The following is a 26410-nucleotide window of genomic DNA, read 5'->3' on the forward strand; positions in this document are numbered from 1 at the left end:
GTTACTCAGCCCAGCTGATCGCGGTCAGATCAATGGCGGCTGTTGGCGCATTCTGCCACAGCCCCTGAACGCCCGCTTTCGCCACGCCGAGCTTGGCCAATTGGAACAGGTAGCCGTTGACGTAGTCGCTGGAAATCAACCGCTGTGCTTCACCCATCAGGCGGGTGCGCTCATCCGGGTCGGTTGTGGTGTTCAGCAGCTCCATAAGCGCCTGAAAATCTGTGCTTTCATACTGGAAATAGTAGTCGGGCCGGGCGTAGATGCCGATATCCATCGGCTCGGTATGGCTGACGATGGTCAGGCCGAAATCCTTGCCCTTGAAGACCGACTCCAACCACTGCGCCCATTCGACATTGATGATCTCGGCCTTGATCCCGATCTCGGCCAATTGAGCGGCAACGATCTCGCCGCCACGGCGTGCATAGGACGGGGGCGGCAGATGCAGCGTGGTTTCGAACCCGTCTGCCAAGCCGGCCTCAGCCAGCAGAGATTTGGCTTTTTCCGGATCATAGGCGGATTGCCCGGTCAGATCGACATAGGCCGGGTGATGCGGCGCGAAATGGGTGCCGATGGGGGTGCCATAGCCGAACATGGCACCGTCAATGATCGCCTGACGGTCGATCGCGTGGGCCAACGCCTGCCGAACGAGGATATCGTCAAAGGGCTCCTGCTTGTTGTTCGTAGACAGGATCGTCTCACCCTCGGTCGAGCCGACAAGCACCTGAAAGCGTGGATCGGCCTCGAACTGAGGCAGGTTTTCCGGCGCGGGGAAATTGTCGAACACATCCACATCCTCGGCCATCATGGCTGCAAAAGCGGCGGTCGGATCCGAGATGAACTTGAACGTAGCCGTCTCTAACGCTGGCTGATCGCCCCAATAATCGGGATTGCGGTTCAGCGTGATGCTGTCGCCCTGCACCCATTCGCCAAAGGTGAACGCCCCAGTTCCGACCGGATTGGTCTTGATGTCGTCGATACTGTCTGAGGCCACGATCACGGCGTCGCCCCAGGCCATGTTGAACAGGAAATTCCCATTTGGCTCGGACAAGGTCACCTTGACGGTCAGGGGCTCCACGGCCTCGACGCTTTCGATGCCAGCGAACAGCGCCTTTTGCGCATTCGCACTGTCCTCGGCCATAGCGCGATCTAGGCTGAACTTGACGTCCTCGGCATCCATCGTGGTGCCATCGTGGAAGGTCACGCCATCGCGCAGCTTGAAGGTATAGACGGTGCCGTCGTCTGAGATCTCCCAGCTTTCCGCCAGCCCCGGCACGACCGAGCCGTCGCCCATGAAACGGGTCAGACCTTCGAAAATATTGGTGTAAACAACCGAATCAATGGCCTGTGCGGCGGCACTGGTCGGGTCCAGATGCGGTGGCTCCAGCTGCATGGCGATGGTGATGTCGGATTTCGCCAATGCCTGCGTCGCCAGCACACTGGCGCTGAGCGCCAAGACCGATCCGAAGGTTCGAAACATCTGCTTTGTCATGAAAATCTCTCCCCGTTGATGTCAACGTAGCCGCGTATTTTGGGCCTATCGGAGGCCAGTGTTCCCTTAAACCTAGGGTCATTCAAGGAAATGTTCGCGCAACCGGGGTTTCGCGGGCCCGGTCCGATCTGATATGCCGCGCTGCAACATGAACCGTGCCGGAGCCGAGCATGAGCGCCACAGCCCGCAAAAAAGCCCCGAACGCCGAGGATATCCGCGCGCGAAAAGGCGGCGATCCTTTGGTCAGTCTGACGGCCTACACCACACCGATGGCCCGACTGATGGACGCCCATTGCGACTTTGTCCTTGTAGGCGACAGCGTCGGAATGGTGCTGCACGGTTTGGAATCGACCCTTGGCGTGACGATGGAGATGATGATCCTGCACGGTCAGGCCGTCGCGCGTGGGCTGGAAGGCGCGATGATGGTGATCGACATGCCCTTCGGCAGCTACGAGGAAAGCCCCGCGCAAGCCTTCCGCAACGCCGCTCGCCTGATGGCGGAAACCGCGGCTGGCGCGGTTAAACTGGAAGGCGGGGTCGAGATGGCCGAGACCATCCGCTTTCTGGTCAAGCGCGGCATCCCGGTCATGGCTCATATCGGCCTGACGCCTCAATCCATCAACACGCTGGGCGGCTACAAGGTGCAAGGCCGCGACGAACAGGCCGAGGCGGTGCTGGCTGATGCCGCCGCCGTGGCACAGGCAGGTGCGTTTTCGGTCGTGTTAGAGAAAGTTCCGCAAGGTCTGGCCGATCGGATCACGGCTGAGGTGGCAATCCCTACTGTCGGCATCGGGGCCTCGGCCGGCTGTGATGGGCAGATCCTTGTGGTCGACGACATGGTTGGCTTTTTCACTGCGTTCAAACCGAAATTCGTCAAACGCTATGCGGAACTTGGCCCCTTGGCCGAAGCCGCCATTGCTGAATACGCAGCCGAAGTACGCGCCCGCACCTTCCCGGCGGATGAGCATGTTTTTGCGGATCAGACCCCCAAGGGCACCGGCACATGACCGCGCCTATTCTGCGCCGATTGGCGGACCTGCGGGCCTTGACCACGCAATGGCACCGTGACGGAGAGATAGTCGGCGTCGTCCCCACAATGGGCGCGCTGCATCAGGGGCATTTGTCACTGGTCGAGGCGGCCAAGGCCGGATGCGACCGCGTTATTGTCACGATCTTTGTGAACCCCAAACAGTTCAACAACCCCGAGGACCTGGCCAACTACCCGCGCACCGAGCATGAGGATGCCGAAAAGCTCGCCCCCTATGGTGTTGACGCCATCTATGTGCCGGACCCGGATCAGATCTACCCCGAGGGGTTCTCGACAACGGTTTCGGTCGCGGGCCTGACCGATGTGATGGAGGGGCCCTTCCGCCCCGGTCACTTCGAAGGCGTCGCCACGGTGGTCGCCAAACTGTTCCTGCAAACGCAGGCGGATCGAGCCTATTTCGGGGAAAAAGACTATCAACAGCTGTTGGTCGTGCGGCGCATGGCCCGCGATTTGGATATCCCGATCGAGGTCGTCGGCTGCCCCACCGTGCGTGAGCCGTCGGGCTTGGCGATGTCCTCGCGCAATCTGCGCCTCTCAGCCGAAGGGCTGCAGATCGCGGCGCAGAAGAACCAGATCATGCGCGGGATGGCGGAAAAGCTGTCACAGGGCGCGGATTTCGCGCCGATTGCGCAAGCTGCGCGCGACACCCTGATTAAGGCGGGCTTCACCGAGGTCGAATATATCGACCTGCGCTGTGCCGAAACGCTGCAGGCCCTGCCTTGTGCCGACCGCCCGGCCCGCCTGTTCGTCACCGCCTGGGCGGATGGCGTGCGGCTGATAGACAATATCCCGGTCGCTGCAGCCTGATTTCTGCTCTGGCCCCTGTGCGAGTGTTTGCGCTAAAGTCCCGCAAAACACCACCGGGGGAGGAACGCGGGCATGACATATATTCTGGCTATTGATCAGGGCACGACATCATCGCGAGCCATTTTGTTTGACGCTCAGATGCAGCGTGTGGGCACGGCCCAGCAGGAATTTCCCCAGCATTTCCCGCAGGAAGGCTGGGTTGAACATAATGTCGAGGATATCTGGAACAGCGTTCTGAGCGTTTGTCAGGAGGTGATGGAGAGCACGGGCACAACGCCTGCGCAAATCGCCGGGATTGGTATCACCAACCAGCGAGAAACCACCGTGGTCTGGGACAAGACCACCGGCAAAGCGATTTACAATGCCATCGTCTGGCAGGACCGCCGCACCGCCGATATCTGCGCCCGCTACAAACAGGCCGGGTGCGAGGATGATGTGACCCTGCAAACCGGGCTGCTGTTGGACCCGTATTTCTCGGGCACCAAGGTGAAATGGCTGCTGGATACCGTTCCCGGCGCGCGCGAAAAGGCCGAAGCCGGAGAGCTGCTGTTCGGCACCATCGATAGTTTCCTGATCTGGCGGCTGACCGAAGGGCGCAATCACGTCACCGATGCAACCAACGCCGCCCGGACCCTGTTGTTCGACATCCACAAAGGCGCATGGAGCGCCGAGATTTGTGATCTGCTGGACGTCCCGATGGCGATGCTGCCAGAGGTGCTGGATTGCGCCGCTGATTTCGGCATGACCACGCTGCTCGGCGGCAATATCCCTATTCTGGGAGTGGCTGGAGACCAGCAGGCCGCCACTATCGGACAGGCTTGTTTCCAGCCCGGCATGATGAAATCGACCTATGGCACCGGGTGCTTTGCCCTGTTGAACACCGGTACGCAGCCAGTTGCGTCAAAGAACCGTCTGCTCACCACCATTGGGTATCAGTTGGATGGGCAGCGGACTTATGCGTTAGAAGGCTCGATCTTTATCGCCGGGGCCGCCGTTCAGTGGCTGCGCGACGCGCTGCAAATCATAGACTCGGCCCCGCAGAGCGGCGATCTGGCCAAGCAGGCCGATCCGAACCAGCATGTGGTGCTGGTGCCCGCCTTCACCGGTCTGGGCGCGCCCTACTGGAAACCGGATTGCCGTGGCGCAATGTTCGGACTGACCCGCAACTCGGGCCGGGCCGAAATCACCCGCGCCACACTGGAAAGCATCGCCTTCCAGACCCGAGACCTGTGGCACGCCATGCAGGGCGACTGGGGGGCTGAGGCAGAGGTAATCCTGCGCGTCGATGGCGGGATGAGCGCATCTGACTGGGCCATGCAGGGCCTCTCCAACATTCTGGGTGCACCAGTCGATCGCCCCGTGATGCAGGAAACAACCGCCTTGGGGGCAGCTTGGTTGGCGGGCATGAAGGCCGGGATCTATCCCGATCAGGACGGTTTCGCCGAGACGTGGCAGTTGGATCAGCGATTCGAGCCTGACATGCCGCAAGAGGACCGCGACGCCGCCTATGCCCGTTGGCAACGCGCCGTTCAGGCAGCCATGGCATTCTGACGGGTCTCCAGACACCAAGAAGGCCGGGCTTCAGCCCGGCACCGACCTCAACAGCGTTTCGAGTTAGCTGTGATCTTTCATCAGCCGCTGCTTCTGCCGCGACCAATCCCGCTTGGCCTGCGTTTCGCGCTTGTCATGCAGCTTTTTACCCTTGGCGATCCCGATCTTCAGCTTCGCCCGGCCCTTGTGGTTGAAATACAGCACCAGCGGCACCAGCGTCATGCCCTTGCGCTGGGTTGCATTCCACAGGTTCGACAGCTCTTTGCGCGACACCAGCAGCTTGCGGCGGCGGCGCTCTTCATGCTTGAACACCTTGGCTTGCTCATAGGGTGCAATGTAGCTGTTGATTAGCCATAGCTCTCCGTCATCGACCGAGGCGTAGCTTTCGGCGATGTTCGACCCACCCGCCCGTAGGGATTTGACCTCAGAGCCCTCCAGCACGATGCCGCACTCGATATCCTCTTCGATTGCGTAATCGAAGCGGGCGCGCCGGTTCTCGGCGATGACTTTGTAATTCGGGTCTGTCTTCTGCTTGGCCATGACGCGATGATGTAGGCGGCTTGAGCGGTCCTTGCAAGGCGCAGCGCCTACCTCTTGGCCGAGATGATCAGATCTGGGCCAAAAATCGTGTCGGCATGGTTGGCGAGGTAGATCTTGAGCCACGGCGTGAAACGGGTGGGATGACGGCGCACTTCGGCCAGCAGATCGTGATAGTCGATCCAGCGGATATCCATCACTTCGTCCGGGTTAGGCGCGATTTTCAACTGTCCCCGGACATGGGCGAGGAAGACATCAACGACCTCATGTTCCACCATGTTGTTGCCGACATCAGCGTGATACTCCAGCCGGTGGCGGTATTCCGGGTAGAGGCCGGTGATGCCCATTTCCTCACGCAGGCGGCGCACGGCACAGGCCGAGGCGCTTTCGTTCCAGTCAGGATGCGTGCAGCAAGTATTCGCCCAAAGACCCGGCGTGTGATATTTGCCCATGGCGCGGCGCTGCAGCAGAATTTCGGTGCCCCGCACGACAAAGACAGACACGGCCTTGTGCTTGAGGCCCTTTTCATGTGCCTCCAGCTTGTCGACGGGGGTCAATTGGCCATCAACCCAGGCCGGAATCATCAATCCCATCTGTCATCTCCTGATGCCGATCCGCCGGAACAGCGGGAATTTGGGGTTATGCAATGGCCAGATCGGCGTGGCGGTTCGGTGTCATAAGGCTGAGCACAGGCACCGCATGGAACGAAAGTGGCAATGATTGGTCATGTTATCAATCGCACGAAAGGCCGCAGGTATGCGGCCTTTCGTCATGTCTAACAGGATTTTAGGCCAATTTTACTCGCCAGAGACGCTCACGATGTAGGCATAGACATCCTCGCCGCCGTTTTTCAGACGGAAAGACATCTTGGATTTGGCCGAGGTCTCGCCCAGGTAATCCTTCAGGAACGCTTTAGGGTCCTGCGAATAAGCGACGAAACTCTCTTCGTCCCAGACCAGCCCGTTTTCACCGGCAGCAACGATGCTGTCGCCGTATTTGAACCCTTCATAGGTGCCCGCAGTCCGACCTGCGATGCCATAGAGGTTCGGCCCGGTCTTGCCGCCCTTGACGATCACTTCACCCTCGGGATCCGCGATCATGTGGCAGGATTTGCACTTGTTAAAGGCTTTCTTGCCAGCTTCGGCGTCGCCTTCTGCATAGGCTGGCAGGGCCAGCAGGCCGATGATTGCTGTAGCTAGGATGCGATTCATATTTTGGCTCCGATACTTGGTGGCTTGCGCAGATGGTGCTTTTGAGCGGCCCAGAGTCAACGGGCAGATTGCCGCGCATACGCTCCTCTCGGCGTTTGTGCGGGCGTTTCTAGTCTGTTGCGTTCAGCGTGGACCAGCAAGGTAGCAAATCGTCGTAGACGGGTGTCGCAAGATAAACCGCCCGCGCGATCGCCCGCGCCAGGCAGAGAGAGGCCGCGTGGCCGATCTGCCCAAGCTCGGCCTCTGAGGTCATCGGCCTTGCCCCGGTGCTGACGCCAAACACCAGATCCCCATCGCCCGGCGTATGCGCAGGAACGATTGCGCGCGCGATCCCATCATGGGCGGCGACCGCCAGTCTCTGACATTGAGGTTTGGACAAGGCCGCGTCGGTGGCGACGATGGCAATCGTCGTGTTGGCTTTTTGCGGATCGGCACGCATGGCCTGCGACTTACGGCTGATTTGCGGTTGACCCAGTCCGGTGCTGGGATCAGGCCCTAAACCGCCGAATTCATCGCCAATCTCGAACGGGGCGGCCCAGAAATGGCGATCACCCGGCGTTGCGACACTTCCCAGCGGGTTCGCCGCCACCATGGCGCCAACAGTCACTCCGCTGGCCAAAACAAATGAGGCCGAACCCAACCCGCCCTTGTGCATCGCCGCCAAGGCTCCGGTCCCTGCCCCAGTTGTGCCCAGGGTGAAATCCTCGCTGGCGGTTTCGAAAGCCTTGCGTCCCAAAGCGCGGTAAGGGTTTTCGTCCCATGACTTGTCACCGCCGTTCAACAGGTCGAACAGGATTGCGCCGGGAACGATTGGGACCTTGATATCGCCGACAGGAAATCCCCGGTCTTGTGCCCGTAGCGCGTCCGAGACGCCCGAGCAGGCATCCAGACCAAAGGCCGATCCACCGGACAAAGTGATGGCGTCGACATGGGTGACGGATTTGTCGGGGGCCAGCAGGTCGGTTTCGCGCGTGCCGGGGGCCCCGCCCATCACGTGGACCGAGGCTGTGAATGGCGTGTCGGCGGTCAGGACCGTTGTGCCAGACTTCAGCGCAGTGTCCTGCGCATTGCCGACCTTCAGGCCGGGGACATCGGTGATAAGGTTTCGGGCTCCGGGGGTCATTTTCGCCTTTTGTGTTGGGCCGAAAGCGCGCTAGCGCGCGCTGCCTCCGGCGGAGGTATTTTGGGCCAGATGAAGAGCGGATCAGATACAGCGGCCACCGTCGACCTCAAGCGCTGTGCCGGTGATCATGCTGGCCTCGTCCGAGCAGAGAAACAGGGCCGCGTTGGCCATGTCCTGTGGGGTTGAAAAGCGACCAAGCGGGATGGTTGAGAGGAACTTGGCGCGAATCTCGGGCGTATCTTCGCCCATGAAGGATTTCAGCAGCGGCGTTTCCCCCGCAACCGGGCAGATGGCGTTGACCCGAACGCCAGAGGGGGCCAATTCGACTGCCATGGTTTTCGTCGCGGTGATCATCCAGCCCTTGGAGGCGTTGTACCAGTTCAGATTGGGGCGCGGCGACAACCCGGCGGTTGAGGCGACGTTGAGGATCGCCCCGGCGCCGCGCGCTTTCATCGCCGGGACAAAAGCGCGGGCAGTCAGGTATAAGGACTTCATGTTCACGTTAAAGACGCGATCAAAATCCTCTTCGCTCACGTCTTCCAGCGGGGTGGGCAAATGGGTGACGCCCGCATTGTTGACCAGAATGTCGAGATGTCCAAAGGCAGCCTGAGCCACATCAGCCATCGCCTGAACCGACACGCCATCACTGACATCCACCTGCTGCGCCATGGCGGCGGAACCCAGTTGGACCGCCAAGTCCTGCGCCGCGTCGCCGTTGATGTCAGCGATCATCACGCGCGCGCCTTCGGCCAGAAACGTGTGTACGATCCCGGCCCCGAATCCAGATGCGCCGCCGGTTACGATTGCCGTTTTCCCCCCTAGCCTCATGGCGTTACCCTCCTGCCGCTTTTGCGGGTCAGAGTATCAACGGGTCGGCAAGATACCAGATCAATCTTCAGATACTTTGCCGCGCAGCGCCTTGACGTCGCCACGGGCCTTTTTCGCGGCCAGACGACGTTTGACCGAGCCGTAGGTGGGCTTGGTCGCAATCCGCCGCTTAGGTTTGACCAGCGCCCGAGTGACCAGTTCTGCCAAACGCGCGCGCGCAATCTCGCGGTTGCGGGCCTGAGAGCGGGTTTCTTCACATTGAATAATAATTGCGCCATCCTTGGTCCAGCGTCGCCCGGCCAGACGTTTCAGGCGGTTCTTCACCGGCTCCGGCAGGGATGGCGAGCGCGCGGCCTCAAACCGAAGCTCGACAGCGGTTGAGACCTTGTTGACGTTCTGCCCACCAGGACCGGAGGAGCGGACGAAGCTCTCGGTCATTTCCCAATCATGCAGAATGATATCGTCAGTGATGCGCAACATGGGGCGGACCTTACAAGGCGTGGTTGGAAACAGAAAGGGCCGCCCCGGTGGGACGGCCCGTCGAAAGTTCAGGAAGTCGGGTCGGTTAGATCAATCGACCAGCCGGAGCGAGCGCTCCGCCAAGGGCTGCCCTAGCAGGCTTTCCCCCCGGTTGTTCCGACACCTCTCTCCAATCTCTTTCTTGACACTGGATCACCTCCTTTTCTATCTGTTGCGGTTAGTTTTGAGCCTGACACAAGATGCGCCATTCTCAAAGCACTTTTTTACGCAGGCTGTGCGGCAGTCAGACGGGCGACGATCACCTTGAACGGGATCAGGGCGATCAAAGCCAATGACAGCTTCACGAGCCAGTCGGCAAAGGCCAGTGTAACCCACAGCGGAGCCATCGGGCCGGACAGCATGAACGGCACAGGCTCCCAAGCCCAGTTGATCGCGGCGTCGGCGTTTGCGCCGAAGAAGGTGACCGAGGCCGAGAAGGCCAGCGTAAAGAAGATCGCGGTGTCCAGTGCGGATCCGACCAGAGTCGAAACCAGCGGCGCGCGCCACCAACGGCCGCCGCGCATCGCGTTGAACACAGTGACGTCGGTCAGCTGCGCGATCAGAAAGGCGGTGCCCGAGGCAACAGCGATCCGCAGCGGTACGGCGGCATAGGTGAAACCATCGCCCTGCAGCATGATCTGGCTACCGATCAGCGAGCAGATGATACCGGTGACAAACCCGGCGAACACGACCTTGCGGGCCGGACCCACGCCGTAGACGCGGTTCATGATGTCAGTGACCAGAAAGGCCAGCGGATAGGTGAAAGCACCCCAGGTCAGCAATCCGTCGAGGATCAGGAACTGGACCAGAATGTTCGAGGCCACAACGATGGTGGCCATGGCAAGAATGCCGGGAATGTAAGCGCGTTGCATGTTTTGATGCCCGTTTTGACAAGGTAGCGGCGACTTGGCCAAGGGCTCATCCCAAGGCAAGCCGTGCGTTTAGACCCTTGGTCGCGACGTGTCAATCGGGCAGTAGGTATTCTACAAGCTCTGTCCGTTGCAGTGCCAGAAAGTTGTCGTCCGAGATCATGGTTGCGCGCAGGCGGTTGTGATCGTCGCGCCAGACCGACAGACCTTCGAGGTTGTCATGTGTGCCGGTTTCGGTTTCCAGCAGAACCTCCTCGGCGCGTGGTGTGTCGTTTGAGACGTCCCATCGACGCAGGCGGGTGCGAAATCCGATGAATGCAACCGAACGCTCAAGCACATAGAAGCGCCCATCTGGGCCGAAATCAGCGGCAACCGGCAGGAAGCGATCCCGCTGCGGTAGGGTAAAAGGGGTGGACCAGGTGGTCGCGTCCCAGCGAAAAACCGGAATATCGCCGCTCGCCGTGCGGGTTTTCTCCGGTAGGGTATAGAGGTGCCCTTGCCCGTCAATCGCCAGCCCTTCGAACGAGCCATTGCGATTCAGCACGCTGAAGGCGTGAGGGCGCGGCAGAACCAACGCGTTGGCTGCCGGAGAGCTATAATAGGCCACGCGATGAACACCTTCGAAGGACACGAAAAAGCCGCCACCTGGCGCAAGGGCGATTCCTTCAGAGTCCCCCGCCCGGCCGCTCAGCTTACGCCCCATGCTGGACAGAAGCGGCCCGCGGTTTTGCACTTCGACACCCGATATCGCATCTCCATCGCGCGTGATCCGTGCCGTGACCAGGGTAGCTCGGTCACTCAGGAGGGTGGCTTGGGAGCCGTCGTTGCTCAGGTGTATGGCCGAGAAGCCACCGAACCAATCGGTAGCCTCGACCCATGTGTAGCTGCCCAGAAATGTGGCGCTTTTGACCTCAACCGCTGCGACCTGACCGGCCCACAAAGCAGCGGCAATCAGTTGGACGACAAAACGGCAGCGCATTGCTGGGGCAGATCGGCCAAAACATATTCGCGACGTTTCTTTGGCGCAGGCGCGTTCGGATCTGGTGGCGGAGGGTTGAGGATATTGTTGACCCATTCCTGCGCCTGTGCGCAGCCATCACCCTTTGGCGGCGGGTCCTGATTGACGCAGCCTTTAGACCCGCGCGGGCATTTCAGGCGCACATGGAAGTGGTAGTGATGGCCCCACCAAGGCCGGATCTTGCGCAGATAAGCCCGGTTGCCCTTTTCTTCCTTGCACATCTGAACCTTGGCACCTGGGAACACAAAAATCCGCGCGACGCGCTTGTCCTTTGCGGCTGCTCGCAGAACGGCGTGGTGCTGTTTGGTCCAGTTTCCGTTGACGAAGGCTCCGTTCGCGCGACGCAGGGAAATGGACGAGATATTCTCACGCGCGTTGCGCGACAGCCGCATGTTGTCTCCGGGCAGCATCCAGATATCGATATCCAGCCCCAACTGGTGCGAGCGATGGCCTGAGGTCATCGGCCCGCCCCGCGGCTGGCTGATATCCCCGACATAGAGACCATTCCACCCCGGCTGCTTGGCCGCAAACCGGCTGAGGTCCTGCACGTAATCTATTGCCTCGGGGTGGCCCCAGTTGCGATTGCGGGACAGGCGCATCGCCTGCCATGTCGGCCCGGTTTCAGGCAGTTGCACCGATCCGGCGGCGCATCCGCGCGAATAACTGCCGAAAGCGGCTGGTTTTTGTTGTGAGCTATGCTTTTGCGCCCCGAACAACTGCTTGGCCAGGGGCTGCGCCCCCGCCGTGCCTGCCCATGTGATCGTGGCTAATAGTGCCAAAAAACGTAGTAAAATCATCTGCTCTGATCCCCTTCCGGCTTTACCCAGCGCATCAGGAATAGACCCAGAATAAACAACAGAATGATCGGTGACACCCCTAGTCTTGCACTACCGGTCACAGTTGTTGCCACTCCGATCAGCAATGGCGCGGCAAAGGCGGTCGCACGGCCGGACAAGCCATAAAGCCCAAAGCTTTCTACCGGAGCCGCGGGATCGGTATGGCGCACCATCATTGAGCGGCTGGCGGATTGCAAAACCCCTCCCATCCCGCCGATCAGGATACCACAGCCGAAAAACACCATGTCGGGCAGTCCGGACCCTTCAGGTAGCGCTATGCCATAGATCTGCGTCCGGTCCATCGAAACGACGGTGATACAAACAAAGATCAGCACCCAGATTGCAACCAAAATGACCGGTTTAGGGCCGTATTTCCGATCCAACTTGCCCCCGATCCACGCAAAAATGGCGGAGGCCAGAACGCTGACAATCCCGAAGACACCGATCTTGATCAGATCCCACTCAAGAACCAGCCGCGCATAGACTCCACCAAAGCTGTAAAGCCCGTTCAACGCGTCGCGATAAAACATCGACGACCCGAGATAAGTCGCCAGACTTACCCGATGCCGCAGGTTCGAGATGGAGTGCCCCAGCAGGCGTAGCGCCTCGGCGAAACTGCCGGTTTTCTCGGCTTTTGGGTCATCACGTACCCACAGGAAATATGGCACCATGAACAAAACGAACCACGCGGCGGTGAAAGGCCCAACAAAACGCGTGCCCTCACGCGTGGCGGCATCAAGGCCAAGCGCAGGCTCCATCCCGATCAATGTCTTACCGCTGGGTTGTTCGACAAACAGCGCCAGAATGATCGCCAGAGAAATCAGCCCACCAAAATACCCGAAGGCAAAACCCGAACCCGAGATCTCACCCACCTGATTATCATCGCCCAGTTCAGGCAGCTGCGAGTTGATGAAGATCAGCGCATATTCCGCCCCGACAAAGCCCAGCCCGAAGGCCGACAGCATCAGCCACATGTTCGAGCCGTCGGGCATGGTGTACCAAAGCGCAGCGGACCCCATCGCATACATAGCCGAGAACGCAAAAATCCACGGTATGCGGCGACCCGAAACATCTGCCATCGCCCCCAGCAAGGGCGCGCCAAAGGCGATGATCAGCCCGGTGATGGTCAGGCAATTGGCCCAGACCGTCTGCGCCCGCGCGGCGGCGGCTTGCGGGTCCAGCCCGGCATCGGTGAAATACCCTGCGGCGACCCCGGCGAAATAGGGGCCGAAAACAAAGGTAACCAGCAGTGTATGATATGGCTGAGACGCCCAATCAAAAAACCACCAGCCCCAGATGCGCTTGCGATTGGAAATCTCTGCCATGACTGCCCCAGTTTTTCTTTTGTCCAATAAGACGGGTGTTTGGTCCAATTCGCAAGCTTTCAGTTGGCGCAGGCTTGCTCTTTGCGGCGTGTGTGCTTAGGTCTTTTTCGGTGAAAGAACGGAGTACCCATGCTGTCGCTGATCCAAATCCTGCTGCTGATCCTGGACATTGTCTGGTTCATCATCCTCGCCCACGTGATCATGAGCTGGCTGATCAATTTCCAGGTGCTGAATCTGCACCAACAGCTGGTCGCGCAAATCTGGTACGGCCTGAACCGCATACTCGAACCGATCTACGGCCCGATCCGCCGTATCCTGCCGAATATGGGCGGGCTGGATCTGACCCCTCTGGTCGTGCTGATCGGGGTCTATGCGGCGCGGATCATCCTGATCAACAATGCAGGCTATTTTGTCTGACCTCTTGTTCACCGAATCTTAGTATGTGATTGTCCTGTCTTAAGAGCAGATAAACCTTAAAACAGGGCAACCCCGCACATGTTCGACGCCGCACCCCTGCTGCGAGATGTCTTTGGATTCGACGACTTCCGTCCCGGTCAGGAAGAGATCGTCGATGCTGTAACTGCAGGTGAAAACGTATTGGCAATCATGCCAACGGGCGGCGGTAAATCTCTGTGTTTTCAATTGCCTGCGTTGCTGCGCGATGGTGTGACGGTAGTGATCTCCCCTTTGATCGCTTTGATGCGCGATCAGGTCCGAGGCCTGCAAGAGGCCGGGGTTGAAGCCGGCGCGTTGACCTCGGGCAATACACCCGAAGAAACCGACGCGGTGTGGGAGGCGTTGGAGTCCGGACGGCTCAAACTCCTCTACATGGCGCCCGAGCGTCTGGCGGCCGGATCCGCGCTGGGCATGTTGCGCCGGATCAATGTCAGCCTGATCGCTGTGGACGAGGCGCATTGCGTCAGCCAATGGGGCCATGATTTCCGACCCGACTATCTGCGGATCGGAGAGCTGCGGCGCGCTCTGAACGTGCCTCTGGCAGCGTTCACCGCCACGGCGGATGCCGAAACGCAAGATGAGATCGTCGAGAAACTGTTCGACGGCACAACCCCGCGCAAATTCCTGCGCGGCTTTGATCGGCCCAACATCCATCTGGCCTTTGCCGCCAAAGATGGTCCGCGCAAGCAGATCCTCGATTTCGCCGCCGCGCGTAAAACCCAATCCGGCATCGTCTATTGTGGCACCCGCAACAAGACCGAAGTTCTGGCCAAGGCTCTGCGCGACGAAGGACATTCAGCCTGTCACTATCACGGCGGCATGGACCCCGAGGACCGGCGCATCGTCGAAACGCGGTTTGCCCGCGAGGACGGGCTGATCGTCGTCGCCACCGTGGCCTTCGGGATGGGCATAGACAAACCCGATATCCGCTGGGTCGCCCATGCGGACCTGCCGAAATCCATCGAAGCCTATTATCAAGAGATCGGCCGCGCCGGGCGCGACGGCGGCCCGGCTGAAACCCTGACTCTATTCGGCCCCGATGACATTCGATTGCGTCGATCGCAGGTGGATGAAGGGCTCGCCCCGCCCGAACGGCGCATGGCGGATCATGCGCGTCTGAACGCTCTGCTGGGTCTGGCCGAGGCGCTGGTGTGCCGTCGCCAGACTCTGCTGGGCTATTTCGGAGAAACGGCCGAGCCCTGTGGCAAGTGCGATCTCTGCGACACCCCGCCCGAGGTTTTTGATGGCACAACCCCCGTCCGCATGGCGCTGTCGGCGATCCTGCGGACCGAGGAATGGTTTGGCAGTGGCCATCTGATCGACATCCTGCTCGCCAATGAAACCGACAAGATCCGCGCGCGCCGCCATGATACGCTGTCGACCTGGGGTATCGGCAAAGACTGGTCGCGCCCGCAATGGCAGGCGATCTTTCGGCAGATGATGGGCCATGATCTGGTCCGCCCCGACCCCGAACGCCATGGTGCCCTGCGCATGACTGAGGCTGCTAAGCCTATCCTCAAGGGTGAGGCGCAGATCAACCTGCGCAAGGATACGATCCGCAAAGCCACGCGCCGCCCCGCAGTCAAGGCGATGGTAGCCGAAGAAGACGCGCCGCTGCTCTCTGCCCTCAAGGCCAAGCGCCGCGCTTTGGCCGAAGCCGCGCGTGTGCCTGCCTATGTCATCTTCCCGGACCGCACCCTGATCGAAATGGCCGAGAAACGTCCACATACGCTGGACGACATGGCCCGCATCGGAGGGGTCGGGGCCAAGAAGCTTGAACGCTATGGCGACACCTTCCTTGAGGTCATTGCTGGGGCCGTAGAAGCGGTCCACCCTGCGCGGCGCAAGCTGGCCGGGCGCGGGCAGGGCGAGATCTATGATCGCCTGCTTGAGGTGCAGTCACAATTGTCCCGCGGGCCAGAGGGGATCGACAAACCGCTTAGCTGCACGGCCTCGCAACTAGCGAAGGTGGCGCAGTTGCGACCCGATGACTCGCGCGGGGTCGAACAGGTGTTGGGCGATCGTCGTCACGAGAGGTTTGGTGCAGCCTTTCTGGACGTGCTGCGGCAAGAGGGCTAAATACGCCCTATCAGGCAAGGAACGAGGGCGGATATGCTGGTAGTGATTTCCCCGGCCAAGCGGCTGGACTGGGCAGAGCGGGATGTTGAGGCCACGCAACCCGACTTTCAGGACGATGCGATCCGCCTGTCTAAGACCGCGCGCAACCTGACGCTGGGCGACCTCAAGAAACTGATGGACCTCAGCGATGATCTGGCCCGGCTGAACCGCGACCGCTATCGCGCTTTCGCCGACGCGCCCAAGCTTGAGGCGACACGCCCCGCCGCACTGGCCTTTGCCGGTGACACCTATCAGGGGCTGGAGGCAACCTCACTGGACGCTGATGAGATGGCATGGGCGCAGGACCATCTGCGCATTCTGTCCGGTCTTTACGGTGTGCTGCGCCCTCTGGACGCGATTCAGCCCTATCGGTTGGAAATGGGCAGCAAGCTAAAAACCCGGCGCGGCAAGAACCTGTATGAATATTGGCGCGATCAGCTTAGCAAAGCACTGAACGCGCAAGGGGCTGAGGTTGGTAGCGAGGTCCTGGTGAACTGCGCCAGTCAGGAGTACTTCGGGGCGGTCGACCTGAAAGCACTGAACCTGAAGGTCATCACTCCGGTCTTCATGGAAGACAAAGCAGGCACGCCCAAAATCGTCAGCTTTTTCGCCAAGAAAGCGCGTGGCGCGATGGCACGGTACATTATTCAGCATCGCCTGACAGGTTCGGCCGGGTTGCTGGATTTTGACAGCGGCGGCTATGAATACCGCCCCGATCTGTCCGAGGACGACAAGCCCGTTTTCGTACGCCCTTACGCAGCATAGAGGGCAGGAAGCGAGGGGCCAGCCCCTCGCGCTCCCCGAGATATTTTTGGCCAGATGAAGGTGGGATCCCTTTTCAAGGTTCTTGTACCTGATCACTGCCTCCAGGCGTGATAGGTTTGGCGTCCTCGGGGCAATGGTCCAAGATCATTTGCTGGATGAGGGTCTTGTGCAACGGTTTGGTCAGGTAGTGATCCAGACCGGCCTCCAGAATGCCTTGATCATCCCCCGCCATGGCATGCGCCGTCAAAGCGACGATTGGTACGTGACGACCGGTTTCAACCTCGCGGCGGCGGATTTCGGCGGTGGCTTGTTTGCCATCCATCCGGGGCATCGAAATGTCCATGAAGATCAAATCGGGTGAAAACTCCTGATAGAGGTCGACTGCCTCTTGCCCGTTGCCGGCGAAACGCATGTCGATGTTCAGATCCTTGACCATTTTATTCAGGATCAACTGGTTGGTCCGGTTGTCCTCAGCCGCCAGAACGCGCATCACGCGGTTCCCGATTGGGTGGGTCTCAGGCGTAGGTTGAGGCGAGGTATCTGGCTGAGATACGGGATCCCCCAAAGCGATCAGTCGACTGTAAAGCTCGGACCGGGGGATAGGCTTTTGCAAGACGCCTTCGATCAAATGCCGCGCGGGGCTGGCGTGAATGACGCCCGGATTGGTGGACATGATGACCACTGGCAATTCAGTCCAGCCGCGGTCGTGCAGGATGGTCGCAAGCTCCATCCCGTCCATGTCGGGCAGGTCATGATCGCATAGCAACAGATCAATCGAGGGGTCTAGTTTCGACAGCGCTTCGCCTCCGGAAGCGCAGACCGTGACCTTTGCCCCAAGGCGCCCCAGTTGCTTGGCGAGGATGGCCCGGTTGGCGGCCATATCCTCGACCAGCATCACGTGTTTCAGGCACCCTTGCGGGTCAGGCGGAGAGGGTTGCGGCCCCTCGGCGGTGGGCAGAGACACCCGGAAGCCAAAGCACGACCCTTGCCCAACTTCGCTTTCGACCCAAACATTGCCCCCCATCATGGTGATCAGGCGTTTGGTGATCGCGAGGCCCAACCCCGTCCCTTCGAATTGGCGATTGCGTTCATCTTCGACCTGATTGAACTCACCAAAGATGTGGTTGATCTTGTCGTCCTCAATCCCGATGCCGGTGTCTTCGATGGCGATGTGGACATCGCAATTCTGTCGGTCCGGGTGGGGTACACCGGTCACCCGAATCAATACATGTCCCTCGCTGGTGAACTTGACGGCGTTGCCCACAAGATTGGTCAAAACCTGCCGCACACGGCCCGGATCCCCCACGAACAGCGTCGGCAGGAAGAGGTCATAATCCACTAGCAGGGTCAGGCCCTTGTCGCGCACGCTGGGCTGCAGCGACATCGCAACCTCAAGGATGCAGCGTTCGAGGTCAAATTGCTCGGGGTGCAGGATCAGCTTGTCCGCTTCGATTTTGGAATAGTCCAGCACGTCGTTGATGATGACCAGAAGCGCCTCACCCGAGTTGCGGATCGTATTGACATAGAGGCGCTGTTCTTCGTCCATCGGCGTTTCGGACAGCAGTTCGGTCATGCCGACGATGCCATTCATGGGCGTCCGGATTTCATGGCTCATATTCGCGAGAAAGGCCGATTTGGCGCGGTTTGCGGCCTCGGCCCGGTCGCGTGCCGCCTGCAATTCCGCCTCATGCCGGACGGATGCGGTGATGTTCAGGGCGAGGCTGACCATATCGCCGCCGCTGCCACGCTGGTCGATCAGGCGGACGTATTGACCATTCCACAATTGGATCACTTCGGGTGGCGGATTGGCCCGTGCCCAGCGTCTTTGCATGCGGGCCTGCCAGTCCCCAGCCTTTTCCACGCCGGTGTCGACGATGCCTTCGTTGGTCAGCAATTCAAGAATGCGCGTATACGAGATACCCGGCGCGACCTCATCGAGACCCTTAAACACGCTCAGATAGGCGGTATTGGCCCCGATCAGTCGGCTGTCACCGTCGAAAAAGGCAAAGCCGTCCTGAATGGTCTGGATCGAATGCCACAGCCGACGCTCGGCCACTTCGACCTTGGCATGGGCCTCGGTCAGATCGGATTTGACCTTTTCATTCTCGTCCCGGACGGTCTCAACTTCAGCTTGGGTTTCGCCAATGCGCTTGGTCAACGCCATCGCATGGCGGCCCAATTTGCGGTTGGCCGAGGACAGTTCAGCCTGTTTCAGCGCCAACATCCGTTCCGCCGCCAGGCGCGCGCGCCGTTCCTGTGCCAATTTTTGTGCAAGGCTCATGATGAGTAATTCCGGTCTGCTCTGCCGTCAGCATCCGGGCAATCGGTGAAAAAGTGTTTAAGCCGTTGCCTGACGGGCACCGCACGTGTCAAATTGACCCCAAACAGGAGGTCACAATGCACCGCTTTGTATTTTTTTCAATAACTTACATCATTTCCACTTTCGCCCTGACCTTGGGCGCTCTGGCCCAGACTGCCGTGCCCGAGTTCCGCTATATCACGACCCGAGATGCGGATTTTTATGGCTCGGATCTGGATGCGCTGTTCGATACGGATCTGAAGTCCTGTATCCGCGCGTGTTCGGCCAATCAAAGCTGCACGGCCTTTACCTACAACACCCGCTCAGATGCCTGTTTTCCCAAAAGCGGTGTGAACCGGCAGGAGCCATATCAAGGCGCGGTGTCGGCACAAAAAGTGTTCACGCCGGAACAGACCCTATTACTGGGGAAAACGCGCGCTAAGTCCCTCATATTCCTTCGCCAGAAAGACCTGAACGAAGCGTTTCAACAAGCGCGCGATCTTGGGTTTCGTCACTCTGCCGGAGGGCGTGACCTGCAGACTTTGCTGGAGTCAGCACGGAACGCAGATACAGACCGGCTTGCAATGTTGTGGACTGGGGCGGCCGTGACCCTCAGCGATGCGTCCGACCTATGGGTTGAATATGCCCGGCTGCTGCTGCGCCTGAACCCGAATGGATATCAGGAGCAGCAGGAATTCCGCACTCGCGCGTTGAACGCCGCCATCAACGGATATCTACGCGCGGACACACCGGGGGCGCAAATCGCGGCGCTGATAGTGATGTCGGACGCGCTGGAAGCGGTCGAACGCGGGCGAGACATGGTGTCGGCACTGCGGCTGGCCGAACAGGTCCAACCGCGTGAGGATGTCCTGGCGGCTTTGGATGATGCCATCGGAAAATACGGCTTCCGCATCATCGACAGCACGGTGGAAAGCAACGCCGCTGCGCCGCGTATCTGCGTTGAGTTCTCGGAACCCTTGGTCAAGGCGGGGGTCGATTACGACCCGTTTGTGCAACGCAGTGACGATGGGCTGGTGGTACAGGTCGATGGCAAAAGCATTTGCCTGGACGGCGTTGCGCATGGTCAACGCTATCGCTTTTCCCTGCGCGAAGGGCTTCCGGCGGCCTCGGGTGAGGCCCTGAATCGTACTGTCGAGCTGACGCACTACGTGCGTGATCGTGCTCCGTCGGTCCGGTTTCCGGGGCGCAGCTATGTGCTACCGAAATCGGCAGATGCGGCCTTGCCGGTTGAGACGGTCAATACCGGCTCTCTGGAGCTGACCTTGCGACGCGTCAGCGACCGCAACCTGATCAGGGCCGTCCAGCAGGATTTCTTTGGCCGCCCCCTCAGCGAGTGGCAGGAACGTGAATTCTCGGACGAGATTGCCGAGGATGTCTGGATCGGTACCGCCGAGATCGCAAACGAATTGAACCAGAGCATGACCGCCCGCCTGCCCATGGCGGAGGCGATTGCCGATCAACCCGCTGGGATCTACGCCCTGACTGCGCGCGTCCCCGGTGCAGATCCCTATGATGATCCAGGCGCAACTCAGTGGTTTGTGCTGACCGATCTGGGGATCAGCACGGCCCTTGGCACCGACGGGCTGCATGTCACCGTACGCGGTCTGCACGACGCAACCCCTCGCGAGGGGATCGAGGTCTCGCTGGTTTCAAACGCCAACGCGGTGATTGCCAAGGCGCAGACAGATGCCAGCGGCTATGCGCAGTTCGAAGCGGGCCTGACCCGCGGCAAGGGGGCAAGCGCACCTGCTTTGGTGATGGTGGCGGACGGGGATTCCGATTTCAGCTTCCTCTCTCTGACCGACCCCGCCTTTGACCTCTCGGATCGCGGGGTCGAAGGGCGTGCGCCAGCGGGTCCTGTGGATGTATTCCTGACCACCGACCGAGGCGCCTATCGCGCCGGAGAGGTCATTCACATCACAGCTCTATCCCGCGACAACACAGCTCAGGCCATCGAAGGTCTACCCCTGACCGCCGTTCTCTATCGCCCCGATGGGGTGGAATATCGCCGCGCGGTCTCGGATGGCGGTGTTGCGGGCGGCCATGTCTTCAGCCTGCCCGTCGCCCCGGATGTGCCGCGCGGAACGTGGAAGATCGAGATCAAGTCCGACCCCAAGGCCGACGCTCTGGCCCGTCAAACCGTGCTGGTGGAGGATTTCCTGCCCGAGCGCATCGACTTTGACCTCAGCCTGCCAGACGCCCCTCTGCGCCCCGGCGATACGCCGCCCTTGCAGATCGACGCGCGCTACCTTTTCGGCGCGCCGGGGTCAGACCTGAGCATTGATGGTCAGGTCATCGCCCGCCCAAGTGACGCCGTTCCAGGCTTTGAAACCTATCGCTTTGGGCGCTACGACGCCGAGACTTCAACGAAAAGCACATATTTTGGCGATGCGCTGACGGATGCTTCTGGACAGGCCTCGATTGCCATCGAAATCCCCGAGTTAGAGACGAATGGCAAACCTCTTGAAGCCGAAGTTGTCGCCCGACTGACGGACGGATCAGGCCGCCCTGTCGAACGCCGCCTGACGGCTCCTGTCCGATCCGCAAAGGCGATGATCGGTATCCGGCCCTTGGTCGAGGATGTGATCCCCGAAGGCACCGAGGCCGCGTTCCAAATCATCGGCCTGTCTTCGGACTTGATCATTGAACCCATGCGCCTGCGCTGGACGTTGAACAGGCTGGAAACCCGCTATCAATGGTATCAGCTCTACGGCGATTGGAATTGGGAGCCGACCACGCGCCGTACCCGAATTGCCGCCGGTGAGGTTGAGACAGGCGCAGAGCCGCTGAACCTGTCGCAACCGGTCGACTGGGGACAGTATGAACTGGTCGTCGAACGCCTCGATGGCACATACGCGGAAACCGCCGTGGAATTCAGCGCGGGCTGGTATCAGGCGGCAGACGCCTCAACCTCGCCCGACCGGCTGGAGATGTCGCTGGACCGCGACAGCTATCGCCCGGGTGAGACGGCGCAACTGCGGATCGTGCCGCGCATGGCAGGCGTGGCGCAGATCGAGGTCCTCTCGAACCGTCTGATCCACCGCCAGATGGTCGACGTGCCAGAGGGCGAAACCGTGATCCCGATCGACGTGACCGAGGATTGGGGCGCCGGAGCCTATGTCACCGCCACCGTGATCCGCCCCATGGATGTCGCAGCCGGTCAGAACCCGGCACGGGCGATGGGCGTGGCCCATGCAACGGTTGAGCCTGTCGGGCGTCTGTTGGATGTGAGCATTGACGTGCCGCAGGTGACCTCTCCCAGAACGACACAGAAAGCCCTTGTTAGGGTCGAGAATGCGCCCGAAGGTGAGCCTGTTTGGCTGACGCTGGCCGCCGTGGATGTGGGTATTCTGAACCTGACCGGTTTCGACAGCCCCGATCCGCAGAGTTACTATTTCGGCCAGCGCCGTCTGGGTGTGGACCTGCGTGACGTCTATGGCCGCCTGATCGACGGCATGAACGGTGCAATGAGCACGATCCGATCTGGTGGAGACAATTCGGGGATGCAGAGGCAATCCCCTCCGCCTACGCAAGACCTGATGGCCGTTTTCAGCGGCCCGGTTCAGGTGGATGCAAACGGAGAGGTCAAGGTCGACATCCCTCTGCCCGCCTTCAACGGAACCGTACGGCTGATGGCGGTCGCCTGGTCGGCGGCAGCCGTAGGACAGGCCGAGGCCGAGATGATCGTGCGCGACCCCGTGGTCGTCACAGCCAGCCTGCCCCGTTTTCTGGCCCCAGGCGACCAAAGCAGGATGTTGCTTGAAGTCGTCCACGCCGATGGCCCGTCAGGTGAGATGGGACTGGGACTGACCACCTCAACCGGGTTGGAGTTGGGAACAGCACCCGCCAGCTTTGTTCTGGAGGATGGCGGTAAGGCGGTGTTCGACATCCCGCTGCGCGCGCTTTCCGTCGGAGACCCGGAAATCAGCGTGGCGATCACGACGCCGGATGGCCGTGACTTGTCGCAAACCCTCCGGATGCCGGTACGCGCAAACGACCCTATTGTGGCTCAAACACGGCGGTTTTCGCTGGGTACAGGCGACAATTTCCTGTTCACCCAGGACGTGTTCGATGGCTTCCAGCCCGGCACCGCAAAGGCGATCCTGTCTGCGGGCGTTTTGGCAAAGTTCGACACGCCCGCCCTTCTGGATCAGTTGAACCGCTACCCCTATGGCTGCACTGAGCAGATCACCAGCAAGGCGCTGCCGCTGCTGTACCTGTCGTCCGTGGCGCAAGCGTCGGGGCTGGGTGACGGCCCGATTGTGGATCAACGCATCAGCGACTCGATCCGCAGTATCCTGACCCGGCAGGCTCCGAACGGAGCGTTTGGCCTCTGGCGGGCGGAGAGCGGAGATTTCTGGTTGGACGCCTATGTCACCGACTTCCTCTCGCGCGCCCGAGCGCAAGGCCACCCGGTGTCGGACCGCGCCTTTGCGCAGGCCATGGACAACCTCCGAAACCGCGTGAACTATGCCCCGGATTTCGACGAAGGCGGTGAAGATATCGCCTATGCTCTGATGGTGTTGGCGCGCGAAGGCGCAGCCTCGATGGGCGATCTGCGCTATTACACGGATACCAAGGGTGACGCTTTCGACACCCCTCTGGCCGCAGCGCAACTTGGGGCAGCCCTGGCGTCCTACGGAGATCAAACCCGTGCCGATGCCATGTTCGCCCGTGCGGCCCAGCTGCTGCAGCGCCGACCCGCGCAGGAGCGCTACCTGTGGCGAGTCGACTACGGCACAGATCTGCGGGATGCCGCCGGTCTTCTGACCCTTGCGGTCGATGCGGGCAGTCAGGCAGTGGATCGCGACGCGCTTGTCCAACGTGTCACCTCAGGCCGCGCGCATTTGTCGACGCAGGAGGCTTCATGGTCTCTGCTGGCCGCGCATGCGCTTGTATCCGACCCATCCGACTCGGGGTTGATGGTGAACGGCGCGCCGGTCTCTGGCCCTTTCGTTCAAGTGCGTGAGACACGGTTTACGGATGACCTGAACATCTCGGCCACCTCGGCCAACTCAACCAATATCACACTGACAGTGACGGGCATCCCAACCACTCCGCCCGAAGCCGGAGGCACCGGATACGCCATAAACAGAGCCTACTACTCTCTGGACGGCGACCCTCTGGACCCGTCCACCTTCACTGCCGGCGACCGCTTTGTAACCGTCCTGACCGTCACACCGTTCGAAAACGGTGGAGCGCGTCTAATGATCGATGACCCTCTGGCAGCGGGGATCGAAATCGACAACCCCAACCTGTTGCGATCAGGCGATGTGCGCGCGTTGGATTGGCTGGACCTGTCCGACGCGACACATACCGAGTTCCGCTCAGACCGCTTTCTGGCGGCGGTCGATCTGTCCGGGGGCGAGACGGTGACGCTGGCCTATGTGGCCCGCGCGGTCACGCCGGGTGCGTTCCACCACCCGGCCGCCTCGGTCGAGGATATGTATCGCCCGCAAAACCGCGCGCGGACGGAAACCGGGCGAGTTGAGGTGCGGTGATTCCGCGCCATCCATATCGGCGCAGCGGGTTCGCCCCGGCGCTGCTGGCGCTGGCCTCTGCGCTCTACCTGACCGCCTTCGCGCGAGACCGGTTGGATGGGTGGGTAGACGCGACCGTCCTGCCACCTGTTCTGGCCGAAATCTCGGTCGAAATGAGGGACCGGGACGGAGCCCTTTTGCGGGCCTTCCCGGTCGAAGATGGTATCTGGCGGATGCGCCCCGGCCCGGTGGACCCGGCGTTCATCGAAATGCTGGTTCGGTATGAGGATAAACGGTTCTGGACACATTCCGGCGTCGACCCCGTCGCGTTCCTCCGCGCTGCCGGGCAAGCCCTATGGAATGGGCGTACCGTTTCGGGTGGCTCAACCCTAACCATGCAGGTCGCGCGACTGATCGAAGACGGCTCAACCGGGCGTTGGAGTGGCAAGATTCGCCAAGTTAGGGTCTCATTGGCGCTGGAACGGCGGCTGAGCAAGCAGCAGATTCTAGACCTCTATCTGACCCACGCGCCCTATGGTGGCAATCTGGAAGGACTTCGCGCAGGTAGCAGTGCGTGGTTTGGAAAAGATCCAGCGCGGTTGACCCCCGCGCAGGCCGCTCTGCTGATTGCCCTTCCTCAATCGCCCGAGGTTCGACGCCCTGACCGCGCGCCGTCGACCGCCCGAGATGCGCGCGACCGGGTACTGAAGCGGATGCAGTCCTATGGGGTTCTGACTGAATCCGAGACGCACAGCGCACTGATCGAAGATATCCCGCATCAGATGCGCCCATTTCCCCGTTTGGCCCCTCACCTGACGGACCGAGCGCGGCGTGAAAACCCGGAAGCGGAGGCTTTGGACCTGACACTGGATGCCGGGCTGCAGAAGCGGCTGGAACCTCTTGTAGCGCAGGCAGCGGCAAGAGCGGGGCCGCGTATTTCGGGGGCTTTAATCGTGGCTGATCACCGCAGCGGAGAGATTCTGGCCTCGGTCGGTTCTTCGGGCTACCAGGACGCGCGGCAAGGGTTCGTGGATATGACCCAAGCGCTACGGTCTCCGGGGTCGACGCTGAAGCCTCTGGTCTATGGGTTGGCCTTCGATCAGGGGCTTGCCCATCCCGAAACGCTGATCAGCGACAGCCCGGTGATGTTTGGTCGCTACGCGCCACGCAACTTCGATGGCATATTTCGCGGCGATGTGCGGGTTCGGGACGCGCTGCAAATGTCGCTTAATATTCCAGTTGTACGCCTGACGGATGAGCTTGGGCCTGCGCGCGTGATGGCCGCCCTTAAGCAGGCCGGAGCCCACCCGAAACTGAAAGGAGGCACCCCAGGCCTTGCCATCTCACTGGGGGGTGTCGGGCTGAGCCTGCGCGATCTGGTGCAACTCTACGCCACGTTGGCCGCAGGTGGGCAGGGGCCATGGTTGCGCCATGAGGCCTTGGCGGATCGCGCTAAGTCGCCTCGGGTTCTGTCAGATGACGCGGCATGGCAGGTGAGCGATATTCTGGTCGGTCTTGCCCCTCCACCAGGGGCCGCTGCATTTGGCTTGGCGTATAAGACCGGCACGTCCTACGGGCACCGGGACGCCTGGGCGATCGGCTTTGACGGCCAGCATGTCATCGGTGTGTGGCTCGGGCGCGCGGATGGAACTCCGGTCCCCGGCGCCTTTGGTGGAGAGTTGGCGGCCCCCCTGTTGTTTGAAGCCTTCGGTCATCTGAAACCGGCTGCTACCCCGCTGCGCCCACCACCGCCATCGACTTTGATCGTGGGGGCCGCCGAACTGCCGCAACCTTTGCAACGCTTTCGGCCCCGAGGGGCAGCGTTCGACGATGACCCAAGCGCCCCGGACCTGATCTTTCCGCCCAATAACTCTGTGTTAGAGACGGATGGAGGCCCGGTGACCGTCAAACTGCGCGGCGGCGTTGAACCATTCTCGCTTTTGGCGGATGGCGTTCCGGTATTGACTGGGCAACGACATCGCGAGTTCGACATCCCGAACCCGGGTCGCGGGTATTCCGCACTGGTGGTGGTAGACGCCCATGGCGCGTCAGATCGGGTGTCAGTTCGGATCGACTAAAGCGGTTCCATCAAGTGACTCGAATGTCCGAG

The 26410-nt window shown here is 60.8% G+C and carries 20 protein-coding genes; 8 read left to right on the plus strand and 12 right to left on the minus strand.

Annotated elements, in window-relative coordinates:
- Window position 1: 1 nt before the first annotated feature.
- Window positions 2-1489 carry an ABC transporter substrate-binding protein gene (locus tag ACR0NO_RS14675; protein WP_480724476.1) on the minus strand — a complete coding sequence of 496 codons (1488 nt, stop codon included), beginning with the start codon at window positions 1487-1489 and terminating at the stop codon, window positions 2-4.
- A gap of 170 nt (window positions 1490-1659) precedes the next feature.
- Here ACR0NO_RS14675 and panB point away from each other — a divergent pair, with 170 nt between their 5' ends.
- The 3 genes from panB (at window position 1660) to glpK (ending at window position 4895) form a co-directional block, all read left to right on the plus strand.
- Window positions 1660-2496 (plus strand): 3-methyl-2-oxobutanoate hydroxymethyltransferase, encoded by an 837-nt coding sequence (panB, locus tag ACR0NO_RS14680; protein ID WP_480724477.1) that lies wholly within the window; start codon window positions 1660-1662, stop codon window positions 2494-2496.
- Window positions 2493-3344, plus strand: a complete 852-nt coding sequence (gene panC, locus ACR0NO_RS14685) for a pantoate--beta-alanine ligase (RefSeq protein ID WP_480724478.1) — start codon at window positions 2493-2495, stop codon at window positions 3342-3344. Before panB ends, panC begins: the two co-directional genes overlap by 4 nt.
- 72 nt (window positions 3345-3416) lie before the next feature.
- Window positions 3417-4895 carry a glycerol kinase GlpK gene (glpK, locus tag ACR0NO_RS14690; RefSeq protein ID WP_480724479.1) on the plus strand — a complete coding sequence of 493 codons (1479 nt, stop codon included), beginning with the start codon at window positions 3417-3419 and terminating at the stop codon, window positions 4893-4895.
- A 63-nt stretch (window positions 4896-4958) separates the two neighbouring features.
- On the opposite strand, the gene smpB is transcribed toward glpK, so the two are convergent.
- The 10 genes from smpB to ACR0NO_RS14740 all read right to left on the minus strand — a co-directional run bounded on the left by smpB (window position 4959) and on the right by ACR0NO_RS14740 (window position 13161).
- Window positions 4959-5435 (minus strand): SsrA-binding protein SmpB, encoded by a 477-nt coding sequence (gene smpB, locus ACR0NO_RS14695; RefSeq protein WP_170453563.1) that lies wholly within the window; start codon window positions 5433-5435, stop codon window positions 4959-4961.
- 47 nt (window positions 5436-5482) lie between these two features.
- On the minus strand, window positions 5483-6025 hold the full coding sequence (idi, locus tag ACR0NO_RS14700; RefSeq protein WP_480724480.1) for an isopentenyl-diphosphate Delta-isomerase: 543 nt from the start codon (window positions 6023-6025) through the stop codon (window positions 5483-5485).
- Between the two features lie 204 nt (window positions 6026-6229).
- The gene (locus tag ACR0NO_RS14705; protein WP_480724481.1) at window positions 6230-6643 is read right to left on the minus strand and encodes a c-type cytochrome; all 414 of its coding nucleotides are present in this window, start codon (window positions 6641-6643) and stop codon (window positions 6230-6232) included.
- A 109-nt stretch (window positions 6644-6752) separates the two neighbouring features.
- Window positions 6753-7766 carry a P1 family peptidase gene (locus ACR0NO_RS14710; RefSeq protein ID WP_480724482.1) on the minus strand — a complete coding sequence of 338 codons (1014 nt, stop codon included), beginning with the start codon at window positions 7764-7766 and terminating at the stop codon, window positions 6753-6755.
- A gap of 81 nt (window positions 7767-7847) precedes the next feature.
- Entirely contained in the window at window positions 7848-8594 is a 747-nt protein-coding gene (locus ACR0NO_RS14715; protein ID WP_480724483.1) for an SDR family oxidoreductase, read from the minus strand.
- Between the two features lie 60 nt (window positions 8595-8654).
- Entirely contained in the window at window positions 8655-9074 is a 420-nt protein-coding gene (arfB, locus tag ACR0NO_RS14720; protein ID WP_480724484.1) for an alternative ribosome rescue aminoacyl-tRNA hydrolase ArfB, read from the minus strand.
- Between the two features lie 263 nt (window positions 9075-9337).
- Window positions 9338-9985 (minus strand): queuosine precursor transporter, encoded by a 648-nt coding sequence (locus tag ACR0NO_RS14725; RefSeq protein WP_480724485.1) that lies wholly within the window; start codon window positions 9983-9985, stop codon window positions 9338-9340.
- Between the two features lie 91 nt (window positions 9986-10076).
- Window positions 10077-10961: an esterase-like activity of phytase family protein gene (locus ACR0NO_RS14730; protein WP_480724486.1), complete on the minus strand. Its 885-nt coding sequence runs from the start codon at window positions 10959-10961 to the stop codon at window positions 10077-10079.
- The gene (gene mepA, locus ACR0NO_RS14735) at window positions 10934-11797 is read right to left on the minus strand and encodes a penicillin-insensitive murein endopeptidase (RefSeq protein ID WP_480724487.1); all 864 of its coding nucleotides are present in this window, start codon (window positions 11795-11797) and stop codon (window positions 10934-10936) included. The genes ACR0NO_RS14730 and mepA overlap by 28 nt, the downstream gene beginning before the upstream one ends.
- Window positions 11794-13161: an MFS transporter gene (locus ACR0NO_RS14740; RefSeq protein WP_480724488.1), complete on the minus strand. Its 1368-nt coding sequence runs from the start codon at window positions 13159-13161 to the stop codon at window positions 11794-11796. The genes mepA and ACR0NO_RS14740 overlap by 4 nt, the downstream gene beginning before the upstream one ends.
- A 129-nt stretch (window positions 13162-13290) precedes the next feature.
- Here ACR0NO_RS14740 and ACR0NO_RS14745 point away from each other — a divergent pair, with 129 nt between their 5' ends.
- The 3 genes from ACR0NO_RS14745 to yaaA all read left to right on the plus strand — a co-directional run bounded on the left by ACR0NO_RS14745 (window position 13291) and on the right by yaaA (window position 16500).
- Window positions 13291-13578, plus strand: coding sequence for a YggT family protein (locus ACR0NO_RS14745; protein ID WP_170472916.1), 288 nt, complete (start codon window positions 13291-13293; stop codon window positions 13576-13578).
- 78 nt (window positions 13579-13656) lie between these two features.
- Entirely contained in the window at window positions 13657-15696 is a 2040-nt protein-coding gene (gene recQ / locus ACR0NO_RS14750; RefSeq protein WP_480724489.1) for a DNA helicase RecQ, read from the plus strand.
- Window positions 15697-15729: 33 nt separating this feature from the next.
- Entirely contained in the window at window positions 15730-16500 is a 771-nt protein-coding gene (gene yaaA, locus ACR0NO_RS14755; protein WP_480724490.1) for a peroxide stress protein YaaA, read from the plus strand.
- A 73-nt stretch (window positions 16501-16573) separates the two neighbouring features.
- On the opposite strand, the gene ACR0NO_RS14760 is transcribed toward yaaA, so the two are convergent.
- Complete coding sequence (locus ACR0NO_RS14760; RefSeq protein ID WP_480724491.1) at window positions 16574-18781, minus strand: response regulator; 2208 nt, start codon at window positions 18779-18781, stop codon at window positions 16574-16576.
- Window positions 18782-18897: 116 nt separating this feature from the next.
- Here ACR0NO_RS14760 and ACR0NO_RS14765 point away from each other — a divergent pair, with 116 nt between their 5' ends.
- Together ACR0NO_RS14765 and pbpC are read left to right on the plus strand one after the other, a co-directional pair.
- Window positions 18898-24321, plus strand: a complete 5424-nt coding sequence (locus ACR0NO_RS14765; protein ID WP_480724492.1) for an alpha-2-macroglobulin family protein — start codon at window positions 18898-18900, stop codon at window positions 24319-24321.
- Window positions 24318-26378 carry a penicillin-binding protein 1C gene (gene pbpC, locus ACR0NO_RS14770; protein ID WP_480724493.1) on the plus strand — a complete coding sequence of 687 codons (2061 nt, stop codon included), beginning with the start codon at window positions 24318-24320 and terminating at the stop codon, window positions 26376-26378. Before ACR0NO_RS14765 ends, pbpC begins: the two co-directional genes overlap by 4 nt.
- Window positions 26379-26410: the final 32 nt, after the last annotated feature.

The organism is Ruegeria sp. CL3, assembly GCF_056536505.1.